Source organism: Allochromatium tepidum (assembly GCF_018409545.1).
Classification (GTDB): domain Bacteria; phylum Pseudomonadota; class Gammaproteobacteria; order Chromatiales; family Chromatiaceae; genus Thermochromatium; species Thermochromatium tepidum_A.
In genome coordinates this window covers 65,529-85,004 of the sequence record NZ_AP024564.1, presented here as the reverse complement: position 1 = coordinate 85,004, position 19,476 = coordinate 65,529, and the positions used below count along the sequence as shown (strand labels likewise).

22 protein-coding genes and 1 CRISPR repeat array are annotated in these 19,476 nt (G+C 63.1%); of the genes, 6 read left to right on the top strand and 16 right to left on the bottom strand.

What is annotated here, in order from left to right; translation table 11 throughout:
* Positions 1-25: 25 nt before the first annotated feature.
* From Atep_RS15910 to Atep_RS15895, 4 genes are read right to left on the bottom strand one after another with little or no spacing between them, the layout of a single operon-like run.
* On the bottom strand, positions 26-994 hold the full coding sequence (locus Atep_RS15910) for an A1S_2505 family phage non-structural protein (RefSeq protein ID WP_473697697.1): 969 nt from the start codon (positions 992-994) through the stop codon (positions 26-28).
* The gene (locus Atep_RS15905) at positions 988-1,935 is read right to left on the bottom strand and encodes an IS1595 family transposase (RefSeq protein WP_213378308.1); all 948 of its coding nucleotides are present in this window, start codon (positions 1,933-1,935) and stop codon (positions 988-990) included. The genes Atep_RS15910 and Atep_RS15905 overlap by 7 nt, the downstream gene beginning before the upstream one ends.
* Before the next feature lie 39 nt (positions 1,936-1,974).
* Positions 1,975-2,301: a DUF4326 domain-containing protein gene (locus Atep_RS15900; protein WP_213382381.1), complete on the bottom strand. Its 327-nt coding sequence runs from the start codon at positions 2,299-2,301 to the stop codon at positions 1,975-1,977.
* Between the two features lie 56 nt (positions 2,302-2,357).
* Complete coding sequence (locus Atep_RS15895) at positions 2,358-3,182, bottom strand: EAL domain-containing protein (protein WP_213382378.1); 825 nt, start codon at positions 3,180-3,182, stop codon at positions 2,358-2,360.
* A gap of 229 nt (positions 3,183-3,411) precedes the next feature.
* On the opposite strand from Atep_RS15895, the gene Atep_RS15890 reads away from it, so the two are divergent.
* Positions 3,412-4,263, top strand: coding sequence for a ParB/RepB/Spo0J family partition protein (locus tag Atep_RS15890; protein WP_213382376.1), 852 nt, complete (start codon positions 3,412-3,414; stop codon positions 4,261-4,263).
* Between the two features lie 244 nt (positions 4,264-4,507).
* On the opposite strand, the gene Atep_RS15885 is transcribed toward Atep_RS15890, so the two are convergent.
* The 3 genes from Atep_RS15885 to Atep_RS15875 all read right to left on the bottom strand — a co-directional run bounded on the left by Atep_RS15885 (position 4,508) and on the right by Atep_RS15875 (position 5,741).
* Positions 4,508-4,804 (bottom strand): type II toxin-antitoxin system TacA family antitoxin, encoded by a 297-nt coding sequence (locus Atep_RS15885; protein WP_213382373.1) that lies wholly within the window; start codon positions 4,802-4,804, stop codon positions 4,508-4,510.
* A 98-nt stretch (positions 4,805-4,902) separates the two neighbouring features.
* Positions 4,903-5,187: an ATP dependent RNA helicase gene (locus tag Atep_RS15880; RefSeq protein WP_213382229.1), complete on the bottom strand. Its 285-nt coding sequence runs from the start codon at positions 5,185-5,187 to the stop codon at positions 4,903-4,905.
* Positions 5,188-5,441: 254 nt separating this feature from the next.
* Positions 5,442-5,741: a YebG family protein gene (locus Atep_RS15875; protein ID WP_213382231.1), complete on the bottom strand. Its 300-nt coding sequence runs from the start codon at positions 5,739-5,741 to the stop codon at positions 5,442-5,444.
* A 358-nt stretch (positions 5,742-6,099) separates the two neighbouring features.
* Here Atep_RS15875 and Atep_RS15870 point away from each other — a divergent pair, with 358 nt between their 5' ends.
* Positions 6,100-7,728 carry an IS66 family transposase gene (locus tag Atep_RS15870; protein ID WP_213381806.1) on the top strand — a complete coding sequence of 543 codons (1,629 nt, stop codon included), beginning with the start codon at positions 6,100-6,102 and terminating at the stop codon, positions 7,726-7,728.
* Between the two features lie 396 nt (positions 7,729-8,124).
* On the opposite strand, the gene trfA is transcribed toward Atep_RS15870, so the two are convergent.
* Positions 8,125-9,108: a plasmid replication initiator TrfA gene (gene trfA / locus Atep_RS15865; protein WP_236786868.1), complete on the bottom strand. Its 984-nt coding sequence runs from the start codon at positions 9,106-9,108 to the stop codon at positions 8,125-8,127.
* 170 nt (positions 9,109-9,278) lie between these two features.
* Between trfA and Atep_RS15860 the strand changes: the two genes are divergently transcribed.
* A complete protein-coding gene (locus Atep_RS15860; protein WP_213382367.1) occupies positions 9,279-9,776 on the top strand; it encodes a DUF4124 domain-containing protein in 498 nt (165 codons plus the stop codon).
* 76 nt (positions 9,777-9,852) lie between these two features.
* A complete protein-coding gene (locus Atep_RS15855; protein ID WP_213382363.1) occupies positions 9,853-10,773 on the top strand; it encodes a hypothetical protein in 921 nt (306 codons plus the stop codon).
* A 10-nt stretch (positions 10,774-10,783) separates the two neighbouring features.
* Here Atep_RS15855 and Atep_RS15850 read toward each other — a convergent pair whose 3' ends face one another.
* The 8 genes from Atep_RS15850 to csx16 all read right to left on the bottom strand — a co-directional run bounded on the left by Atep_RS15850 (position 10,784) and on the right by csx16 (position 16,657).
* Complete coding sequence (locus tag Atep_RS15850; protein ID WP_213382360.1) at positions 10,784-10,975, bottom strand: hypothetical protein; 192 nt, start codon at positions 10,973-10,975, stop codon at positions 10,784-10,786.
* Complete coding sequence (locus tag Atep_RS15845) at positions 10,975-12,225, bottom strand: VWA domain-containing protein (protein ID WP_213382357.1); 1,251 nt, start codon at positions 12,223-12,225, stop codon at positions 10,975-10,977. The genes Atep_RS15850 and Atep_RS15845 overlap by 1 nt, the downstream gene beginning before the upstream one ends.
* A 91-nt stretch (positions 12,226-12,316) precedes the next feature.
* On the bottom strand, positions 12,317-12,583 hold the full coding sequence (locus Atep_RS15840) for a hypothetical protein (RefSeq protein ID WP_213382354.1): 267 nt from the start codon (positions 12,581-12,583) through the stop codon (positions 12,317-12,319).
* Positions 12,584-12,696: 113 nt separating this feature from the next.
* Positions 12,697-12,957: an excalibur calcium-binding domain-containing protein gene (locus Atep_RS17210; RefSeq protein WP_419467544.1), complete on the bottom strand. Its 261-nt coding sequence runs from the start codon at positions 12,955-12,957 to the stop codon at positions 12,697-12,699.
* Positions 12,958-13,060: 103 nt separating this feature from the next.
* Positions 13,061-13,375: direct repeats of the CRISPR family, unit length 36 nt; unit sequence GTCTTAATCCCCTCGAAAGCGGGTCTCAATGCGGAC.
* Between the two features lie 86 nt (positions 13,376-13,461).
* Positions 13,462-14,409, bottom strand: a complete 948-nt coding sequence (locus Atep_RS15830; RefSeq protein ID WP_213380470.1) for an IS1595 family transposase — start codon at positions 14,407-14,409, stop codon at positions 13,462-13,464.
* A gap of 211 nt (positions 14,410-14,620) precedes the next feature.
* Positions 14,621-15,661, bottom strand: a complete 1,041-nt coding sequence (gene cas1, locus Atep_RS15825; RefSeq protein ID WP_213382347.1) for a CRISPR-associated endonuclease Cas1 — start codon at positions 15,659-15,661, stop codon at positions 14,621-14,623.
* Positions 15,658-16,260 carry a PEGA domain-containing protein gene (locus Atep_RS16800; RefSeq protein WP_236786883.1) on the bottom strand — a complete coding sequence of 201 codons (603 nt, stop codon included), beginning with the start codon at positions 16,258-16,260 and terminating at the stop codon, positions 15,658-15,660. The genes cas1 and Atep_RS16800 overlap by 4 nt, the downstream gene beginning before the upstream one ends.
* 79 nt (positions 16,261-16,339) lie before the next feature.
* Complete coding sequence (gene csx16, locus Atep_RS15810) at positions 16,340-16,657, bottom strand: CRISPR-associated protein Csx16 (RefSeq protein ID WP_213382340.1); 318 nt, start codon at positions 16,655-16,657, stop codon at positions 16,340-16,342.
* 162 nt (positions 16,658-16,819) lie between these two features.
* Here csx16 and Atep_RS15805 point away from each other — a divergent pair, with 162 nt between their 5' ends.
* Positions 16,820-18,706 (top strand): PcfJ domain-containing protein, encoded by a 1,887-nt coding sequence (locus Atep_RS15805; protein WP_213382337.1) that lies wholly within the window; start codon positions 16,820-16,822, stop codon positions 18,704-18,706.
* 94 nt (positions 18,707-18,800) lie between these two features.
* Positions 18,801-19,472, top strand: coding sequence for a dual OB domain-containing protein (locus Atep_RS15800; RefSeq protein ID WP_213382333.1), 672 nt, complete (start codon positions 18,801-18,803; stop codon positions 19,470-19,472).
* The last annotated feature ends 4 nt before the right edge of the window (positions 19,473-19,476 follow it).

The window sequence follows — 19,476 nt, the reverse complement described above, 5'->3', positions numbered from 1 at the left end:
GTTTTGCATTCGCGGCACAAAATGGCTAATCGACAAGCTGCCGAACCAGATCCCCAAGCTGCTCCAACGCCCCTGGCCGCGCGAGATTGAAAATGGGGATGCCCCACCGATCGGCCAGCGCGATGGCCTGACCGGTGCCGCCGGTCAGACGACTCCGCTCGGCTTCTGTTTGCGCGCCATCCGGCGTCCAGCACACGACAAAATCCACTGGGGAGCGCAGATCCGCCCCCAGGATCTGATAGCCATTGCGGGTCATGAGCTTGCGCGCCGCCGGCGACAGCTGCGCCCACCCCGGATGCAGCTGCTCAGCCAAGCGCATCGCCTCATCGGAGAGGTGGTGGCGTTCGGATTCGTGGCCGTTGAAGCCGGGCCAAGGCAGGTAGATTTCGCACCGATCGGCACCGGCCTCAAACGCACAATCGGCCCCCTCTGCCGCTCCGGAACGGAGCGTATAACCATGCACACTCAAGCGCTCGGCGATCCGGGTCATTCGGCGCAAGATCTCGGCCGGCGTGTTCCGCGATCCGATTCCGGCATAGGTCCGGGCGTGTGTGCAGATCCAGGGTTTCCAGGGGCGTGGGACGCTGACTTGGGTCGGCGTCAGATCGTAGAACAGCGGAGCGATCTCGCGAGCGTCGTACCCGGCCAAGCCGCACCCGACGCGCGTCAGAAAAAAGCGCTGCTCGGGATGAGCGCGCACATACTCCACGAAGGAGCGGATGTGCTCCTCGATCACCTCCAGCGGCAAGACGTTCAGGTCAGCATCTTTGGTCGGGAGCGCGTAGGACTGGCCCATGCGTCCGATCCCACGCCCAGGGATTGCACCGAAGCGTTCGCGGGCCACACGCGCGGCCCCGGCACCATGGCGACCGGCGAGGTTAGAGCCGAAGACGAAGATTTCGCCGTTCAGGGGGAGTGCGCCGTCTTTGTGTGTGGGACAGCCGTACAAGGCGCGAAGCCCGCCCTGGTCATTGATGTACCTGATTATTAACATAGCTCAGCTAGTTTGAGGAGGCGATGCGGCATTGGGGGTGTACGCACCGCGGCTTTGCCCAAGCGCGGCAGCATGGCGGCGAGGTCGAAGCGGCGATTGAAGCGATAGCAGAACTCGGCGAGGTGGCGCGGCAGATGCTTGCCGCTGAGATGATGGTAGGAGCCTTGCAGGCTGTTTTTGACGTTGCCCAGCACGGTATTGAGCCACTGGAACTCAGGAATCTCCATGCTGGGGTGGCCGCCGCCGGTGACGATCGGCTGGTGCTCGAATCCGGCCGCGGCGATGGCGCTGAAGCAGGACAATCCATCCGTGCGGATGAGGGCGCTGGGGTCAAAGTGGCGCTTGGCGAAGCGTTCGACCTCGGTTTTGCGGAAGCCGGCGACTTTACCCAAGCGCAGGCCGATGGGGTGGTTGTCCTCGTCGCACGAGAGCGCGGCGATGAATGGAACCTTGTTCGGTGAGCCGCGCCCGCGCTTGCCCCCGTGGTGCTCGCCGCCCCAGTAGGCGTCGTCGACCTCGATGACGCCGCTGAGCGGCGTTTGATCGTCGCGCTCTTTCATGACTTGCAACAATTTGTGCTTAACCCGCCACGCCGTCAAATAGGACACGCCCAGATGCCGTTTGAGCTCCAGGGCCGAGATCCCGTTTTTCTGCTGTGTCAGCAGAAACATCGCCGAAAACCAGGTCGTCAGCGGCAACTTGGTCGCCTCAAAGATCGTTCCGGCGATCAGTGAGGTTTGATGATGACAGTGGCGACACTGCAACAGCGCCCGCGTGCGCAAGCGCACCGGCTCACCCGCGTGTCCGCAGCTCGGGCAGACGAAGCCTTGCGGCCAACGCCACTGTTCAAGGGCCTGTTTGCACTGGTCCTCGGTTCCGTAGTTCTGGAGAAACTCCGGCAAACTCAAGCCTTTCTGAAACTGAATCGTGTTCTGAGGCATCAGCTGTCTCCGGTGAGTGGCATCTACTGAGAGTGTAGACTAGAAGAGACGAGTCTGCTGAGGTTCGTAACTAATCAGGTTGATGTATTGGACGACATCGCGAATACATTCGGCATGGCAGCGGGCCGGCGCACAGGAACACACCAACGCCTCGGCCGACCGCAGGCGGCCCAAAGCGGCCAGGATGATGGGATCCTGTGTGGCGATCCGTTCGTGCAGCCATGTTTGGTAGAGGTCGATGACGGCGTCGCGATCTCCGTGCTCGCCAAGGACGAACGGATTTCCCAGGGGTGTGCCGCGGCCGACATAGACGGCTCCGTTGGGCAGGGAGCGCCCCCGAAAGTGGTGGCGGTTTAGGATGTCCATGACTACGGTTGTTTTTTTTCGGATCGAAATGCATTTAGCCGTGGGGTACATGACGTTCAACAACAGCGCAAATTTTCAGCAAACAACCACTTCAAACGCTCATGGAGCTTTCTGTAGCTGACGATCTCGTCGACCGGCGGACTGATGATGTAGCCTTGTCCGTAATGGGCGTTGATGTAAGTCGCTTGGTCGAGGTGCTGAAGCGTCTCGATGCCTTCGATCACCAGTTGCATATCCCCCTCTCCAACCTTGGAGAGCCCTTCGATCATGTTGAGCACGTTCTCGATGATCACGCGACAGCGCACTGAGCAAATGTCCATCGCCGGAGCCATCTTTATGATGTCGAAGCGGCCCGCCGCCAGTCGGCCGATCCCGTTTCCGCCCGCGCCGAAATCATCAAGTGCTACTCGAAACCCCATCTCACGCAACTCATCGACATGATCCATCACTTCGATTTCTGCCAGCACCTCGACGGGGTCCTCCGTCACTTCCAGCACCAGTCGTCCGGTGTGAATCTCACGGTGGCAACAAAGGCTCTTGAGCCGCTCCAGGTACTGCGCGTTACATAGACTAGCGGGAGCGGCGTTGATCGTGAATGTGGATCGAGGTGCCGCAGCCTGGATCTCCGGAATCATTTTCAGAATCTCAAGATCGACGGTTGTGACGGGAATCAGGCTGCCGATGAACTCGGCCGGCGACAAGACCCAACCTTGACACGACTTGATCCGCGCGAGGATTTCGTACATGACCTCGTCGTTTTCAGTCCATCGCAACGGAACGATGGGCTGAAAGACCGGGAACAGCGCGCCGAACCGTCCAAGCGGCTGTTCCCAATGCACGCAAGGTTGAATGTGTTGCAGGGGGAGAGAGTGGACGCTCACGGCAAATTCTCTACAGTAAAAGTTGCAATGTGGTTTGATAGTATCATTTTCTTTATTAAAGTAAATTTCGCGTGAGGATTTTTTGGCTTGAGCACCGACGGCGGCGTGACTATCAGTCGCCTAAAAAAAAGAAAAACTACCCGTAGGCCGCTGTAAATTTTTGCTTTTTTCGTGGCGAGAAATAAGAATTGCCACGTGGCAACCTTTGATAACCGCCCTCTCATGCACCATGCACCAAATTCAAACGCTTCGACTGGAATATATCGACCTACCGGCCTACTGGCCCTGGCCGCCCGGCCCCGCCCCACGCCAAGAGGCACTCCGCTTTGCGGAAGAATCGGGGCTGATCGATCCAGTCATCGTGCGATCCGTCGGCAATCCGGGCTTCCCGCGCTACGAACTGCTCTCAGGACGGGACTCCCTTGAGTTGGCGCGTCATCTGTTCCGAACAGATATTCCGGCGGTCATCCTCGACCTGACCTTGACGGAAGCTCAGGAGTTCGTGCGGGTCTTCAATGCCGAGGAACAACGATCGCCCGAGGCTACATCGCCGATCGGCCGGCGCCTGCTGACGATCGTGGATGAGATCCAATCAAAAATGGGGGAACTGGCACAGCGCCACATTCGCTATACCTGGAGACAGGCCGCCAAGGAGTACGGGGTTTCCCCTGCCCTGCTCTCCCATGGATGCCGGTTGCAACGGCGGCTGCATCCGGTGGCGAAGGAGGCGTTGAAGCGTGGCGGGATCTCGCTGGGGCACGCCAAAGCGTTGACGCGCTTTCGATACAAAGAGCAGCCCCGTATCGTGGCGCGGATCCTGGAGCGCGGTGCCTCGGTGCGCGACATCGAGCAGTCGGCCAGACGTCGAGCGCTTGGGGCCGAGGACGGGTTATCGGAGGGGCTCATCGAGCGCGACCCGAATGCCTTGGCCCTGGAGCAGGCCATCGCTGAACAACGTGGCTGGAAAGCGAGGTTGGCCTACGATGCCGAGCAACAGCGGGGAACCTTGACGCTGGAGTTCCAGAATCTGGATATTCTGGACGATATATTGGAGAAGATGGGTGTCGATTTAGATAGATAGCTACCAGAAAGCTATCTATTTTCTCGCGCATAGCACGCAAAAAAGCCCAATCAGTCAAGGACTGATGGGGCGTGGGGTAGAGCCGATGGCTCAGTCAGGTCAGTCCGGGTAGCGTTCACCGCTCAAAAACGCGGTATAGGCGGCTGCTTCACCCAAAGATTTAAAGCGGGCGTGAACGCGACCTTCGACCAGCAGTTCCCAGGATCCCCCCGAGCCCTTCTGGATCTGTTTTTTTGCTCCAGTGTCACCGCGCCCATGGCGTCGGTGCACGCATCAACCGCTCGAAGCCCTCGCCGGCGGGCGGCTGGTCGAGCACCTGCAGAAACCGGGCGTAGGTCTCGGCATCGACGCGCACCAGGGTCTGATCGAGCAGGGCGTCCTCAGCGGCAAGGCGTGCGGCGTCGATCATGAACTCCGAGCGCGACTTGCCCTGACTGCGGGCGGCCTGATCGATGAGCGCACGGATATCCTCGCGCACGCGCAGATTGACCGGTCGGGTCGTGGGAAGAGCCTCCGTGACCGAGCTTGGGATGGCGGACATGGAACACCTCATGAATAGAGGGGGGCGGATATACAGTGTATATCCAGCCCCCGCTCCAAGCCAGTCTGAGTTTCATGAATGGCACCTGATCCATCCCGTCAAGGCTGCCAACCCGAATCACCCTGTTGCTCGCGCAGACGCTGCACCTCGGCGAGGCAGCGCCAGTGACAGGCCAGCCGACGATAGGCGCACAGCTGATCGGGTTCCCGACAATCGGTGGGGTGCAGGCACAGGGCGTCGATATGGCACAGGATGGTCTCGGCCAGCGCGACCGAGCGATCGCGGACATACTGATGAATGAGATCGGCAAGCCGTCGGCGCAGGTGCGAGGCTTCCAGGCGCGTGAGGTCGTCGAGTTCCAGGTGGTGCGTCAGGGCGGACATGGTGTGTTTCTCCCGAGATGAGCGGTTGAGGAAACACCCGGCTTGGCGATCCGATCTGGAGTGGCTGGCGGGTCTATTTGATAATGATTCTCATTTTATACCAAAGATGCCCCCTGTCAAGCAGTCGGCACACACGGCTCAGAACGCTCAGACCCAGATCACCGCCTCATGCGCTCAACATTGTGGCAGTAGCGATCTATTTCCGACTTTAATACCCTGATATTTCGCAATGCGAACGTGCATGGATGTACGCTCTAATGAACGCCATTCGTCACCCTGGGTGACGGTTCGTTCACCACCGGATCCGGCCCGGACTCCACCGGCTTGCCTTTGAGGATCAACTCGACCTCGCGCGCATGACGCGCTAGGTGCACCGTCAGCGTTTCCAGGTCTTCATCGGGCAGGTTCGGCAACACCGATCCGGCGCGCAGCCAGTCGGCCAGCCGCTCGGCGTTCTCCAGGATCCGGTCATAGGCTTCGGCGGCCTTCTTGTCGGCGGTGCGCAAGCGTTCCACTCCCCGGCGGTCACGGACGATGTATTCGATCTCGATCATGGTGTGGCCCTGTTTTGGCCATCAGTGGTCTGGGTTGGGGAGTATAGCGCTCAGGGTTCCGCCCCTGGTTCTCCCCGCCCTGTTTTGCCGACTGGCATCCGCTGGATGCAGCCTGAGTGCCACGATGTCCGGCACCCATGTGCTCGGTGCTTGGGACGCGCCCAATAGATTAGGAAGGGATTAAAAATAGATTAAAAGAAGATTAGGCGATTTTGGGCATCAAAAAAAGTTCTTTTATTTCAATATTTTAAGTTCGATTTTTGTAACTTCTCAATAAGTCATGGCGGCGTTGTCTGACGAGATCCGTTACAGTAGGCGTCATCCCCTGATCCAGCGACCAACCATCACCCACCGCCCCATGCCGATACCGATTCAACTGCCTGACATCCCGGAAGCGGAGCGCACGCCGCTGGTGGAGCAGTTGTTGAGTCTGATCGAAGCGCTGATGGAAGCCAACCAGCGGCAAGCGGAGCAGATCCAACAGTTGCGCGATGAGATCGCGATCCTGAAGGGAGAGAAGGCGCGTCCCGTATTCAAGCCCAGTGGGATGGAGGGGTCAGGCCAGGGCGCGGGGGGAGGCGAAGAGGGCGGTGAGGAGAAGCCACGTCGGGCCGGTTCGAGCAAACGGGCCAAGACCCAAGAGCTGATCATTCACGAAGACTGTCCGATCGCGCCGCGCGAAGAGGTGCCGGCGACGGCGCGCTTCAAGGGCTACCGGGATTTCATCGTTCAGGATCTGCACATTGGGGCGCACAACACGCGCTATCGTTTGGAAGTGTGGCAGACGCCGGAGGGAGAGTGGTTGTGCGGAGAGCTCCCGGCCACGGTGCAGGGGAGTCATTTCGGGGCGGGTTTGCGCGCCTATGTACTCTACCAATACCATCAGTGCCATGTCACCCAGCCGTTGTTGCGCGAGCAACTCCTGGAGTGGGGAATCGACATCTCCGTCGGTCAGATCGACGCCCTGCTCAGCGGTCGCAACGACGTCTTCTTCGCCGAAAAGGACCAGCTCCTGGAGGTGGGGCTGGAGGTCAGCTCCTACGTCACGGTCGATGACTCCGGGGCGCGCCATCAGGGGCGCAACGGCTACGTCACCCACATCGGCAATGACTTCTTCGCCTGGTTCTCCAGCAGCGAAAGCAAGAGCCGGATCAATTTCCGGCGCCTGCTGCAAGCCGGTGAGCCGTTCTACAGCCTCAATGACGAGGCCCTGGCCTATTGGCGCGCCCAAGGTCTGCCTCAGGCCATGTGCCGGGCGCTGATGGCACCGCCGATCCTGGAACTGACGACGACCACCGCTTGGGAGGCCCATCTTCAGACCCTGGGTATCACCCAGGAGCGCCATCAGCGCATCGCTACAGAAGGGGCCTTGCTCGGCGGCGTCCTGGCCAAAGGGCTCTCACGCGAGTTGGTCATCGTCAGCGATGGCGCCGGACAGTTCGCCATCCTGCTCCATGCCCTGTGCTGGGTGCACGCCGAACGCCGGATTCATACGCTCATCCCACTCAATGAGCGCCACCGCCAGGATCAGCAGCGGGTGCGCGCCCAACTCTGGGCGCTCTACGCCGACCTCAAGGCGTACCGGTGCGACCCCGATCCCGACGCCATCGCCGGCCTACGCGCCCGCTTCAAGGCCCTGTTCACCCAGAAAACCTCTTGGGCCACGCTCAATGCGCTCCTCAAGCGCCTCAAGGCCCATCAGCAAGAACTCCTTCTCGTACTCCTGCGCCCCGACATCCCGCTACACACCAACGGTAGCGAGAACGACATCCGCAGCTACGTCAAATGGCGCAAGATCAGTGGCGGAACCCGCAGTGATCTGGGACGCCGCTGCCGCGACACCTTTGCCAGCCTGAAGAAGACCTGTCGTAAGCTCGGGATCTCCTTCTGGGACTACCTCAACGACCGGATTGGGCAGGTGGGCGCTATCCCGCCGTTGCCCGAGATCGTGCGCCAACGGGCTTTAGCCGCCAAGGGCGTGCCGTGAGTTATTGAGAAGTTACCGATTTTTGCGGTGCCACCATGGGTTCTATCCCGTGCCACCATGGGTTCTATCCCGTGCCACCATGGGTTCTATCCCGTGCCACCATGGGTTCTATCCCGTGCCACCATGGGTTCTATCCCGTGCCACCATGGGTTTTATCCCGTGCCACCATGGGTTCTATCCCGTGCCACCATGGGTTCTATCCCGTGCCCGACAGATAGCCCAACGTCCCACCTCATGAAGACTCAGCGGCTTATTTCCGTCCCGTGTGACTTGAAAATGGCTGGACAAGAGCGAGAGGCATGGGTTCTATCCCATGTCTGACATGGTGCCAAGGCCAGCCAACCATGGGTTCTATCCCATGCGTTGACCGGCCGAAACCTGATCTTGGTCGGGAGATCAGTCTTTCTTCTTCGAGCGTCGGGCGAGATGTTTTGCCTGACTTGGCGTTGGCGTCTTGAAGATGAGAACGAGGTCGTTTTCGTCGATACGCCACGTCCAACCTGTTGCCTCGGAAACCTTGTCCAAGGCCAAGCGGAGTTGACGGCGGAAGTCGAACAATGCTCCGTTCTCGCTCCCCGAGAGCTGATGCAGGGTCTTGACCTTGAGCGGGAAGGGCTGGGCGTGGGTTGAGTAGAAGCCGTGGAGCCACTGAGCCAGCGGCTGCCGCTTGAGCTGCTGACGTTGCTGCCAGTCGATCTGACTCCAGCCATCCGGGCCGTAGAGCGCCACGATGGCTGGGTTCATTTCGATGCAGTATTCCCCGGTCTCGTCATCGCGTCCGCCGTGCTGGATCATGGGACCGAAGTAGGCGAACTTGCCGTGCTTGGCTTCGATGACCGCAGAGGCTAGACGGCTGAAGGCGCTCTTGAGCCATTCGACGTCTTTTCCTCCCGTCGAGCGATGGATGTTTTTGAGAAAGCTGTGTGCGGTGAAATGGATACGACAGCCGACACCGCCCTGACGTGCAAGGTGCAGGCATTGTTCCCAGACATCCAGGTCGGCTTGATCGAGCCGGGGGCCGGTGTAGCGCACCTCGTAGCCGTCGAGACTGGTGACGAGTTCGCGATCCATGTAGCGCCTTGGGCCACGCTTGATCGCTCCGAACAATGCTGAACGCAGCGCCACATTCGGCACACCCCGAACCTGATCCGGCCAGATCGGTAGCGGCAACTGGAGGATCTTGGCCGTCTCTTCCAATTGGCGCTTCTTGGCGCGCTCGGCGCTGAGGGCTTCGAGTCGCGCAAGCGTGCCCAGCATCGACTCTTTCGCGCGTCCTGTCGGCTTGCTCGGCGCCGTCGACGGGTCATGGGCCGGCGACTGCTCCGGGGCTGTGTTGGGGCCGGATGGAGACTCCGGCAGGGTCTGAGGTCGGCGAGCCATCCTATGGTCCTCCAGGCGCCATGACGTGTGTTTTTTCCTCCCCGATCATACCCGATGGATACCGACCGGGCGAACCGAGATGACGCGCGCTGATACGTGGCGTTGCCACGCCGCATCGTATTCGGGCATCCTGCCGGCTGGAGTCGCCATTCAGGAGGAACGTCCCCATCATGCGCCGCTTCGTGCTCATCGCCCCACTGACCCTGCTCGCCGCCTATCGCTGCCAGGACGCCAAAGGCCGCGTGACCTTCTCAGACGAGCCGTGCGGTCCGGCTGCCGAGATCGTCGAGCTGGAGGTCCACCGCCCGAGCGCCGCGCAACGGCGCGAGGCCCAACGTCGGGCGGATGACGCCGTCGCCATCACCGATGAGATCATGCGGCAGCGCACCCGGCAACGCGCCTTGGCACGCGAGGCCGAGATTCGGTTTCACGAGGAACGGCGGCTTCAGGCCGAGCGCGAGCAGGCCGAGAGAGAGGCCGAGCGCTCGCGCACAGCAGGCGCACGCACGCTCGTCAGCGATCGGCGTCCGCCGCCACCGATGGGACCGCCTTCCAAGACCCCGCCGCCTGCGCACGGCATCAAGCCACCCAAGCGTGATCGCCCGGATCTGAAGCCGCCACCGAAGCGACCGCCGAAACCACGGCCACTACACCCGCCGCGGCCCTGAGTCGCCGATGTCCAGGTTTCCCCATTTCTTCAAACCGTCATGCCCTGGACGGTCAGCGCTCCGGTCGAGAATTCTGATGTTCCTGCCGGTGTTGGGGCTGATGCTTCCGCCACCACTGGCGGCCTGTTCCTGCGCGTGGCGTGGCCCCTTTCTGCAGGTCGCCTACTCGGATGTCCCGCTGGTGATCCGGGCGCGGGTGCTGAGACATCAAACCGATCCAGTACCGGCGCTGGAGGTCGAGGTTCTGGAAACCCTGGCTGGCGGGCTGCTCGACAGCGGTCTGGTGATCCGGATGGGCGATGGACTGCATTGCCGTCCGCCCATTAGCGACTTCCCGCCCGGCAGCGAATGGGTCATGGCGCTCAATGGACCGGGCGCCAAGCCCGGCACGGGCTGGGCGCTGTCGCACTGCGGGGCCTATTGGCTGCGGGTCGAGCATGATGAGGTCATCGGGTCGATCGACCGCGAGGCCATCCAGCACTGGCCCTGGACAGCGTTCAAGCGTCGATTCCAGTATCCGCGTTTCGATCAGCGCTTTCAGGGCCGTGTCCAGGTTGGTGAGAGGCGTTGTCACCGCTTCGCTGGACGGTTGCAGGTCTGTCTGGAACCCACGGCGAATGGCTGGGAGATCCTCGTGCACGAGGACGGGCGCGCAGACAATCTGGCACGACTGACACCTCCACTGCACAGCGCGCCTAATCCACGCGAGATCGAGGGCTGGCAACTGCTGGCGGATCCGCACCTGTGCGCATCCCGACCCTATGCAGCGCAAGCCGGTCCCGAATCGCCCCGTCGCTTCGTCTTTTCGCCCGAGGTCGGGCAGACAGTCGACACCCCGCCCCATCCCTTCACCGCCGCCGACCTGGAGCGGATCACCGAGTTTGGCCGGGGAGTCCTCCGGATCGAGGACTTTGCCCTGGAACCGACGACCACCGGCTGTCCCGGCATCGCCTGGATGGACTATCGGCTCGCCGTCGAGGGCGGTTACGAGCGCTGAAGTGGCGCGCTCATGGATCACGGGGACGATTGAAGCCGCCCAGAACATTGACAACGATCACCGTCACGGGCGGCGTCAGACCGCCCAGCATGACGGCGGCCGAGACACTGAGACCGACATAGACGCCTAACCAGGCCATGAGACTGCCCAGAGCGATCCATACAGTCAGCAGGCTCACAGCGCCCACGAGACGTGCGAGCATCAGCGGATGATCCCCTTGCCCCGCGCCGCCTTCAGCCAGTCGGGGAACTCCTGAAGCAACCGGTCATAGAGCTGGGCGTCGGTCAGGTCATGCAGATCGTCGATGGCGAAGAACCCGCAGTTGTCCACCACGCGCCCGCTCATGGTGTCGAGCTTTTCCAGGATGCCGTAGTTGCGGCCCCCGAGTCCCATGAACTGCCAGAAGATCGGATACTGCGCGGCTTCGCGCATGAGGTTGGTGATCTCGCGGTTCCGGTGGACGCCGCCATCGCTGACGAACAGCACATAGGCCGGCGGTGCCTGGGGATCGCGGCGGTAGTGGTCGATGACTTCCCGCATCACGCGCGGTTCGTCGTTGGCACCGCCGTACCATTTCTTCCAGCCGCCCCGGACGGTGTCGATGTAGTCGCCGATGTTGTCCAGGGTCGCCGGATCGAGCGGCTTGGGCGTGGTGTCGAAGGCCCAGACATCGAGGCTGCCGTCATCGTCGAAGTGCAGGGCCAGCGGTAGCACCCGGTCGAGCAGTTCCTGAACGCGCCCGTTTTTATACTGACGCCCCATTGAGCCGCTGGCATCGAGCACCAGACCGACCCGCGCCCGCAATCCCTGTAGGCCCTGCTTCTCCAGACTCAGCCGCGCCGTCTTGACCAGACTGACCAGTTGCGGCGCCTGTTGCTCGACGCGCTTGTCCAGCGACAGTCGCGCCGGTTCCGGCGGGGGCGTGGCCGGTGCCGGCTCGGCGACCTCGCCGCCGAAGTGAAGCACCAGGGCATCCAGACCGCCATTGAACCCCTGCCCCGTGGCGCTCATACGCCAGACCCCGCCCTTGCGATAGATCTCGGCGAGCATCAGGGCGCGCTCATCGGCGAAGTCGCTGCCGCGCAGCGCGAAGGTGGCCCTGATCTGTCCCTGCTCGATCAGGCACACGCGCCCGGCGGTGAGTTGCCGCATGGTCCCGGCTCCGTCGATCGCGGCCACGAAGACCAGACGATCGATGCTGGCCGGTAGCTGATCGAGCGTAAGCCGGAAGCCCGCCCCGAAACCGGCCGGACTCCCGAGCTGCACGCCGCCGCAGGGCGTCCGTGGTTGGTTGAAGAAGGTCATGTAGCGCTCATCGGCGAGCCGCCCGGCGGCATCGACACCGAAGCAGGAGACGTCGACCGCGATCCCCTGAAGGTCGATACCGACCTCAAGGTTCGTCGAGGACACCACCTCCGGCAATGCCACGCGCTGACCAAGGTTCAACTGCATCTCGCGTCTCCTCGATGTTGAGCCTGATGGGTCGAGTATCGGTCAGAGCATCGCCGGCGGACAACCGCGTGATGCCTTGACGCTGAGATGGTCAGGCGAGCATGAACGACACCAGTCCGCCGAACACTCCGGCATGGACCAACATCCCCAGCGCACCGGCCGTCACGTCGCGCGGATCCGCGTTGCCTTTCATCGGCATGCCCAGAAAGCCGAGACCGGCGAAGCCAAGCAGGATCCCGGCAGTGATGGCGACGGCTTCGGCGATCTCGGGCCAGCGGGCCAGAGGGAACAGCAGGGCGAAGATCCAGGGGCCGATGAAGCCCAGAACGAACAGCCAAAGACGACGTGAGTTGAACATGCGGCGATGGCCCGGATATGCGGAAAGCCTGAGATTACAGCGCTATCCCCGATCCAATCCAGACCATCGCGATGAACTGGAGGCCGCTTCCCTTGTTGCGGCCTCCATCCGGGTCAGCGACAGAGCGCCTCGCACGGCACGCCATCGCCGTCCCCATCGAGACGGCTCAGTCCGCAGTTGTTGAGGTGGTGCATCGCCTCGGTGCAACTGCTCATCTCCTTGCAGGTACGCTTGCTTCCGCAAGCAGCCGTTGTCCGGCTGGTCGACTCGGTCTTCGCCACGGGTGCCGGCTCGCTCGGTGCCGATCCGGCCACGGCCCCGCCGCCCAATGCGGGCTTAACGGCAGGGCAAAACGGATCGATCTGGACATTCACGGTCTCCATCGTGTTGAAGGGACCGCGAAGGGTACGGGAAGGTATTACAGAAAGCGGGTCTCAATGCGGACCGAGGTTGCTCTCGATGCAGTCTGTGCCGTTTGTCTTAATCGCCTCGAAAGCGGGTCTCAATGCGGACACTGCCGCGTGGCGCGAAATGGTCTCTGTCGCTGCGTCTTAATCCCCTCGAAAGCGGGTCTCAATGCGGACTCGAGAGCACCAATAACCAGGTCTCAGGGGCGGTCTTAATCCCCTCGAAAGCGGGTCTCAATGCGGACCGAATGGAGAGATTGACCTATGCCCGAGCCGACTTGTCTTAATCCCCTCGAAAGCGGGTCTCAATGCGGACTCGGAACTCGATTCGTCGGAGGATTTGCGCTTCGTCTTAATCCCCTCGAAAGCGGGTCTCAATGCGGACCCCTTGTGGATAACTTTTGCTTGAAAAATCAATCTGATAGACAAGCTCTGATATACACATAGAGTCGGCAAAAAAGTTCCTGATTATTAACATAGCTCAGCTAGTTTGAGGAGGCGATGCGGCATTGGGGGTGTACGCACCGCGGCTTTGCCCAAGCGCGGCAGCATGGCGGCGAGGTCGAAGCGGCGATTGAAGCGATCGCAGAACTCGGCGAGGTGGCGCGGCAGATGCTTGCCGCTGAGATGATGGTAGGAGCCTTGCAGGCTGTTTTTGACGTTGCCCAGCACGGTATTGAGCCACTGGAACTCAGGAATCTCCATGCTGGGGTGGCCGCCGCCGGTGACGATCGGCTGGTGCTCGAATCCGGCCGCGGCGATGACGCTGAAGCAGGACAATCCATCCGTGCGGATGAGGGCGCTGGGGTCAAAGTGGCGCTTGGCGAAGCGTTCGACCTCGGTTTTGCGGAAGCCGGCGACTTTACCCAAGCGCAGGCCGATGGGGTGGTTGTCCTCGTCGCACGAGAGCGCGGCGATGAATGGAACCTTGTTCGGTGAGCCGCGCCCGCGCTTGCCCCCGTGGTGCTCGCCGCCCCAGTAGGCGTCGTCGACCTCGATGACGCCGCTGAGCGGCGTTTGATCGTCGCGCTCTTTCATGACTTGCAACAATTTGTGCTTAACCCGCCACGCCGTCAAATAGGACACGCCCAGATGCCGTTTGAGCTCCAGGGCCGAGATCCCGTTTTTCTGCTGTGTCAGCAGAAACATCGCCGAAAACCAGGTCGTCAGCGGCAACTTGGTCGCCTCAAAGATCGTTCCGGCGATCAGTGAGGTTTGATGATGACAGTGGCGACACTGCAACAGCGCCCGCGTGCGCAAGCGCACCGGCTCACCCGCGTGTCCGCAGCTCGGGCAGACGAAGCCTTGCGGCCAACGCCACTGTTCAAGGGCCTGTTTGCACTGGTCCTCGGTTCCGTAGTTCTGGAGAAACTCCGGCAAACTCAAGCCTTTCTGAAACTGAATCGTGTTCTGAGGCATCAGCTGTCTCCGGTGAGTGGCATCTACTGAGAGTGTAGACTAGAAGAGACGAGTCTGCTGAGGTTCGTAACTAATCAGGAAAAAAAAGTTAGGTCAAGTTTTGACCAAAAATACAACAGATATCAGGGTCAGAGTGGCCTTGCCGGCCAAGTTCGATAGTATCGAACTTGGCGCTTGGATCAAGCGTTTTTAACGCCGACATCCGACCTTTTCAGAACTCCAATCTGAATTCATCGCCCTGGTTGCATTGACCGGTCATAACCGGCTTGAGTACCTGACGCAAGACTTCGGTCTGACGGCGGCACAGTTGTGTGAGACTGACCACGGTGCCTGCGCGTTCATCCTCCAACGTCGCCTGCAAATCGGGCCAGTCCTGCCGTGCCTGTGCCCAGGCCTGATAGAAGCGCCCGCGCGCCTCCTTCGACAACCGGCATCCATCCTCGGGGCTGTTGGTGAAATCCTCGGGCGTGAGCAGACGATCCGGCATCCCGAGTACCACCAGATCGACGGATGGACGTAGGGGTTCGATCAGATCGAGCACCAGGGATTCGCGTCCCGGAACCAGTTCATGCAGCAGTCCGCGCGCCGGATCCAGCCCCTGTTGCTGAATGACCGCCGGCATCTCCCCGCCGAGCAGGGTGTACCCAAGCGAAAGCAGTGCATTGACCGGATCACGGGGCGGACGGCGAGTGCGCCCCTGGAATCCCCACTTCGACGACAGCCACAGGGTCAGCCGGCGGAACCAGGCGGCGGCCGCCGAACCTTCGAGTCCCATGACCGCTGTCGTGCTGGATGCCTGACCCAGTCGGGCAAGCGCCGGATCTTGCTGACGACGCACCGCGATCCGAGTCTCGGGCGGGTCCGACGCCACGGGCAAGCGCTCGATGACGCGCGCCTGCGCCGGGAGCTTGGCGGCGATCAGATCCCGCGCCGACATCAGACGCCGCTCGACCCGTTCAGCCGCCCGATGCTGGGCTGCGCGCCAGACGCCCGTCGACCCCAACGCCGGCCCCATCCAGGCACAGGCCCCACGCCCGCGTCCCGGTTGCATCACGGCCGGAATCCCGCGCTCGGCCGGCGCCCGCCGGACAGCGCACCCGACCAGGGCGCGTCCATGCACCACCACCAGCCCGAGCACGCCGAGCGGGATAGGGCGCGGTTGGGCGCCGGGCGTGACCAGGCGCAAGGCTCCGCCGTCGAGCGTCCGTTGCGTGTCGCGGTGGTCGATGACGAGCAGCAGTTGGGCGTTCATGATTGACTCCGGGTGAACGGAAGCACGGGGGGTGTCGGCGTGGTCAGTGCCCGCCAACCGGGCGCGCTGGGGCGTGATTCGATGGCCGCTTCGCCATCGCCGAGCAGATGGCCCTGGACGACGCACTGTCCCTGCAACCAGAGTGCTGAGGGTGCGGCGACCGGATAGGCACGCAGATCATCCTTGGCCACATCCATCAGGGCCTCCAGACGATCGAGCAGCGCCTCAATGTCGGACTCGCTGCCCCGGACCAGAAAGACCGAGCGTTGCAGCGCGATCCCTTCGCGGCGCACGGCCCGGTGCAGCCGCTGCACGTTGCCGGCCATACCCGCGCCCCCGGCCCCGGAGATCTGCGGCTGGACGTTGACCTTGACCGGCTCGTAGCCCGCTTTGGCGATGTCGACCACCAGGGTGGTTTTGCGCGAGAGCTTGAAGCTCGCCGGTGTCTGGCCGCTCATCCCGTTGGAGAGCGTGACCTGAGCGCCGGGCGGGTCGCTGTCGATGACCAGGGTGTCGGTGGTGCCGCGTGTGACGGTGGCGCAGCCGCTGGTGAGCAGGAGGGTGGAACCGAGCAGGAACGAGACGGGGAGGTGGCGCATGAGCAGCTTCCGTGTTGAGGGTTCAGGGCCGATGATTCGGTGCGTCTATGAAACCGCATCCCCCCGTCTCAAGCGGGCGTCACAAGCTTGCAGCGGCGTCCGTCGGCTCAACGCGCGTGATGCGGTACTCCTCGATCCGTGCCCCACAGGCGCGCATCTGTTCGGTGCTCAGTTCCCGGCCCCGCAGTTCCGGCGGCAGATCCAGCGACAGATGCAGATAGCGCGCGCCGCGCGCACAGACCTCAGCGGCCAGATTCACCGGCAGCGAGCCGATGACGCGATCGCCCGGCTGAATGAGCGCCGGATCCAGATGCACGATGACGGCCTCGACCGCAAAGCCCTCCTCAGCGGCCCAGTCATGGGCGCCGGGATGGCGGGAGACGAAATAGGTGGCCATGGAATCCTCCGTGTGGTGTGGATGATGGATGGTGGTGACGTATTGAACCGGTGCAGCCGATAACGGTGGGGGGCGACAAGCTTGTGCCCGACCCCGGCGTCCATCGGGGGGACGATACTGCGGGCCTCGTCCTCAGAGCGCCCGCGCGCGGAGTCTCACGCCATGCGTCCCGACGGTCAGCCGTTCGAACACTGGAGCTATCGCCGCATCGGGGATCCCGGTCTGAACGCCGCCAGTGTGACACTCCTCAACCGGCTGCTGTCGGAAGGCCGGCTCGGCGCGCCCCGCGCCTGGCTGATGCGCCGTGGGCTGCCGGTCAGCGTGCGCCAAGCCCTGCGCGTCGACTTCACCACGCCCACGCCCCTGGCCGGTCAACCCGGCCGCTATCACCGGCTGTGGCTGGTCGAGCAGGCCGATCGTCAGGTGTTTGCCTATGGCGTCGAACGTCCGAACGCCAGTCTTCTGATCGGCGGGCGCGTGTTGCGCGGCTGGCCGGCGCTCGATCCCGAGTCGCCCTGGCTGATGACCCTGGCCGAGCATCTGGCCGACGCCGTGCTCGATCACCCTAACGCCCATCGCGCCAGTCCCGCCGGCCCTTCTGAACACTGGATGCTGACCCAGGTCGAGGCCGCGCTGTGTCGCGCCGCGCTCGGCGAGTGGCTGTCGGCCCTGGACGCCGAACGGCTGGCCGTGATCCGGGCCGAAGGGACGCCGACACCCGAGGTGTTCAACGACTATGGTGCGGGCGATGAGACGACCCGCACCCGACGCCTCCAGGCCGCCCAGACCTTCCCGGCCTATGCCGGAGTGTTGCGCACCGAAGCCCGTCTGCGCCGGGCGGTGATCGCCGGGGAACCGCTGCAACGCGCCCTGGCCAACCACTTCCAGGTCAAGCCGCGCACCATCGCCCGCACCCGGAGCTTGCGTGATCCACGGATTTTCGCCGCCCGCCGGACGCGGCTCCAGCGCCTCGACCGCTGGCCGGCGGAGTATCTGCCGCGCACCGAAGCCGACTGGGCACCCTGTCTGGCCCTGGCCGAGCGGCTCGACACCCTGGCCACCTGTCTGGACGTCGAGCCGATCCGGCTCATCAAGCCCTTCCGCCATGGCTGGGCCGATGGACTCCAGGCCCTGACCCAACAGGTCGGCACGCGCCTGGACGTCGACGCCCTCTTCGAGATGATGCAGGCGGCCTGGCACTACGGGGTGCGTCCGGCGCTGATCGACTGGGCGAACGCCAACGGCCTGGACGAAACGGCGGTCCCGCTTCAGCCGCCCTGCACGTTCTTCCCGCGCTGGTTCGGGCGCTCGGGGCTGGCCCGTCTCATGACCCTGGCCCAAGAATGGCGCACGGCGCGTCTGGCCTTCAGTCTGGCCCGTGCGGACGCCGATCCCGAGACCGCTGAACCGCTGACCTGGCCGGCCTGGACACCCGGCTCCCACACCCAGAGCGACTACCGGATCCTGGAGCTGACCAGTCAGGCTGACCTGGAGCATGAGGGGCTGCGTCTAGCGCATTGCGTCGGCACCTATGCCGGCGAATGCCTGCTTCACGCCATGGGGATCTATGCGGTGCGCGACCGGCACGGCCAGTCGTGCTCGACCTTCGAGGTGCAGATGACCGAATCGGGACCGCTCCTGGTCCAGCACCAGGCCACGGCCAACACCGAGCCGTCCGCCGCTGAACGCGCGCTGGTGGCGCACTTCATCGCCCGTGTGCTCGCCGCCGTGCCGCCGGAGCGGGTGCGGGCGGTCTGTGCCGAGCGCGAAGCCATCGCCGCCGAGGCTTCGGCCTGGATGGCGCGTCTGGCCGAACTGGAGGAAGAAGGCGCGCTTCAGGGTGAACTTGACCCCGAGCAGGCCGCCGAACTGGCCGAGCGGATCCGTGGCCTGCATCCGCCCGAGGTGCGCCGGCTGGGACTGACCGCCGTGCTGCAACCGCTTGCGCCGGGCTGGCTGGGCCTCAAGCCGTCAGAACCGACCCGAACTCCTGATCCGTCCGTCACCGTGATCGACTCGGACGACCGCGACTGGGATCTGGCCGCCTGACGCCTCGCCACAAGCTTGCACCTCCGGCACCCCGCCCCCGAGCCGGGCAGACTGCCTCCCATCATCACGGATCGTCTTGAGGCGTCGCTGTCCAATGAAGGCTCACCCGACCCAACCCCAGACCCAAACCTTGGTCGTTCTGGCCAACTCCTGCAAGAACAACGGTCGTTGTCTGGCTGGCAAGCGGCTGGCCAATGACCGCTTCGGCCCTTGGATCCGTCCCGTCAGCGCCCATCCCACCGGCGCGCTCACGTTGGCTGATCAGGCGCTCACCGACGGCACCACTCCAGCCCTGCTCGACGTGGTGACGGTCCCGGTGCGCGGCCCGGCGCCCATGGGGTTCCAGTCGGAGAACCATCTGATCCACGCGCAGTACGCCTGGAACCGGGTCGGACGCCTGGACGCCGCGTGCTTGCCCGCACTGGTCGACCCGGTCGCGACCCTGTGGATCAACGGCCATTCGACCGCGGCCGGCTGCAACGACCGCGTGCCCGCCGAGCGTCTGGCAGAACTCGATCACTCTTTGCTCCTAATCGGCCCGCTGACCGTCTGGCTGCATGTGGCCTGGAAGAAACTGCGTGCCCGCTTCGTCCACCGCGCCGTCACCTACGATCTGGTCGTGACCGACCCCGACCTCAAGGCGGCTTATGCCGGACACTCCAATGGCGTGGTCGCACAGCGCCCCGACAGCTTCGTGTGCGTAAGCCTGGCCCCGCCCTGGAACGGCTATGCTTACAAGCTCGCCGCCGCCATCCTCAGCCCGTAGGTTC

Bases quoted from the DNA above. Each gene is read 5' to 3' on its own strand.
- Atep_RS15830 (WP_213380470.1), bottom strand. From the start codon at position 14,409: ATGCCTCAGAACACGATTCAGTTTCAGAAAGGCTTGAGTTTGCCGGAG.
- csx16 (WP_213382340.1), bottom strand. From the start codon at position 16,657: ATGGCCACCTATTTCGTCTCCCGCCATCCCGGCGCCCATGACTGGGCC.
- Atep_RS15840 (WP_213382354.1), bottom strand. From the start codon at position 12,583: ATGTTCAACTCACGTCGTCTTTGGCTGTTCGTTCTGGGCTTCATCGGC.
- Atep_RS15905 (WP_213378308.1), bottom strand. From the start codon at position 1,935: ATGCCTCAGAACACGATTCAGTTTCAGAAAGGCTTGAGTTTGCCGGAG.
- Atep_RS15885 (WP_213382373.1), bottom strand. From the start codon at position 4,804: ATGTCCGCCATCCCAAGCTCGGTCACGGAGGCTCTTCCCACGACCCGA.
- Atep_RS15855 (WP_213382363.1), top strand. From the start codon at position 9,853: ATGTTCCTGCCGGTGTTGGGGCTGATGCTTCCGCCACCACTGGCGGCC.
- Atep_RS15800 (WP_213382333.1), top strand. From the start codon at position 18,801: ATGAAGGCTCACCCGACCCAACCCCAGACCCAAACCTTGGTCGTTCTG.
- Atep_RS15900 (WP_213382381.1), bottom strand. From the start codon at position 2,301: ATGGACATCCTAAACCGCCACCACTTTCGGGGGCGCTCCCTGCCCAAC.
- Atep_RS15860 (WP_213382367.1), top strand. From the start codon at position 9,279: ATGCGCCGCTTCGTGCTCATCGCCCCACTGACCCTGCTCGCCGCCTAT.
- Atep_RS16800 (WP_236786883.1), bottom strand. From the start codon at position 16,260: ATGCGCCACCTCCCCGTCTCGTTCCTGCTCGGTTCCACCCTCCTGCTC.
- Atep_RS15850 (WP_213382360.1), bottom strand. From the start codon at position 10,975: ATGCTCGCACGTCTCGTGGGCGCTGTGAGCCTGCTGACTGTATGGATC.
- Atep_RS15880 (WP_213382229.1), bottom strand. From the start codon at position 5,187: ATGTCCGCCCTGACGCACCACCTGGAACTCGACGACCTCACGCGCCTG.
- Atep_RS15875 (WP_213382231.1), bottom strand. From the start codon at position 5,741: ATGATCGAGATCGAATACATCGTCCGTGACCGCCGGGGAGTGGAACGC.
- trfA (WP_236786868.1), bottom strand. From the start codon at position 9,108: ATGGCTCGCCGACCTCAGACCCTGCCGGAGTCTCCATCCGGCCCCAAC.
- cas1 (WP_213382347.1), bottom strand. From the start codon at position 15,661: ATGAACGCCCAACTGCTGCTCGTCATCGACCACCGCGACACGCAACGG.
- Atep_RS15910 (WP_473697697.1), bottom strand. From the start codon at position 994: ATGTTAATAATCAGGTACATCAATGACCAGGGCGGGCTTCGCGCCTTG.
- Atep_RS15845 (WP_213382357.1), bottom strand. From the start codon at position 12,225: ATGCAGTTGAACCTTGGTCAGCGCGTGGCATTGCCGGAGGTGGTGTCC.
- Atep_RS15870 (WP_213381806.1), top strand. From the start codon at position 6,100: ATGCCGATACCGATTCAACTGCCTGACATCCCGGAAGCGGAGCGCACG.
- Atep_RS15890 (WP_213382376.1), top strand. From the start codon at position 3,412: ATGCACCAAATTCAAACGCTTCGACTGGAATATATCGACCTACCGGCC.
- Atep_RS15805 (WP_213382337.1), top strand. From the start codon at position 16,820: ATGCGTCCCGACGGTCAGCCGTTCGAACACTGGAGCTATCGCCGCATC.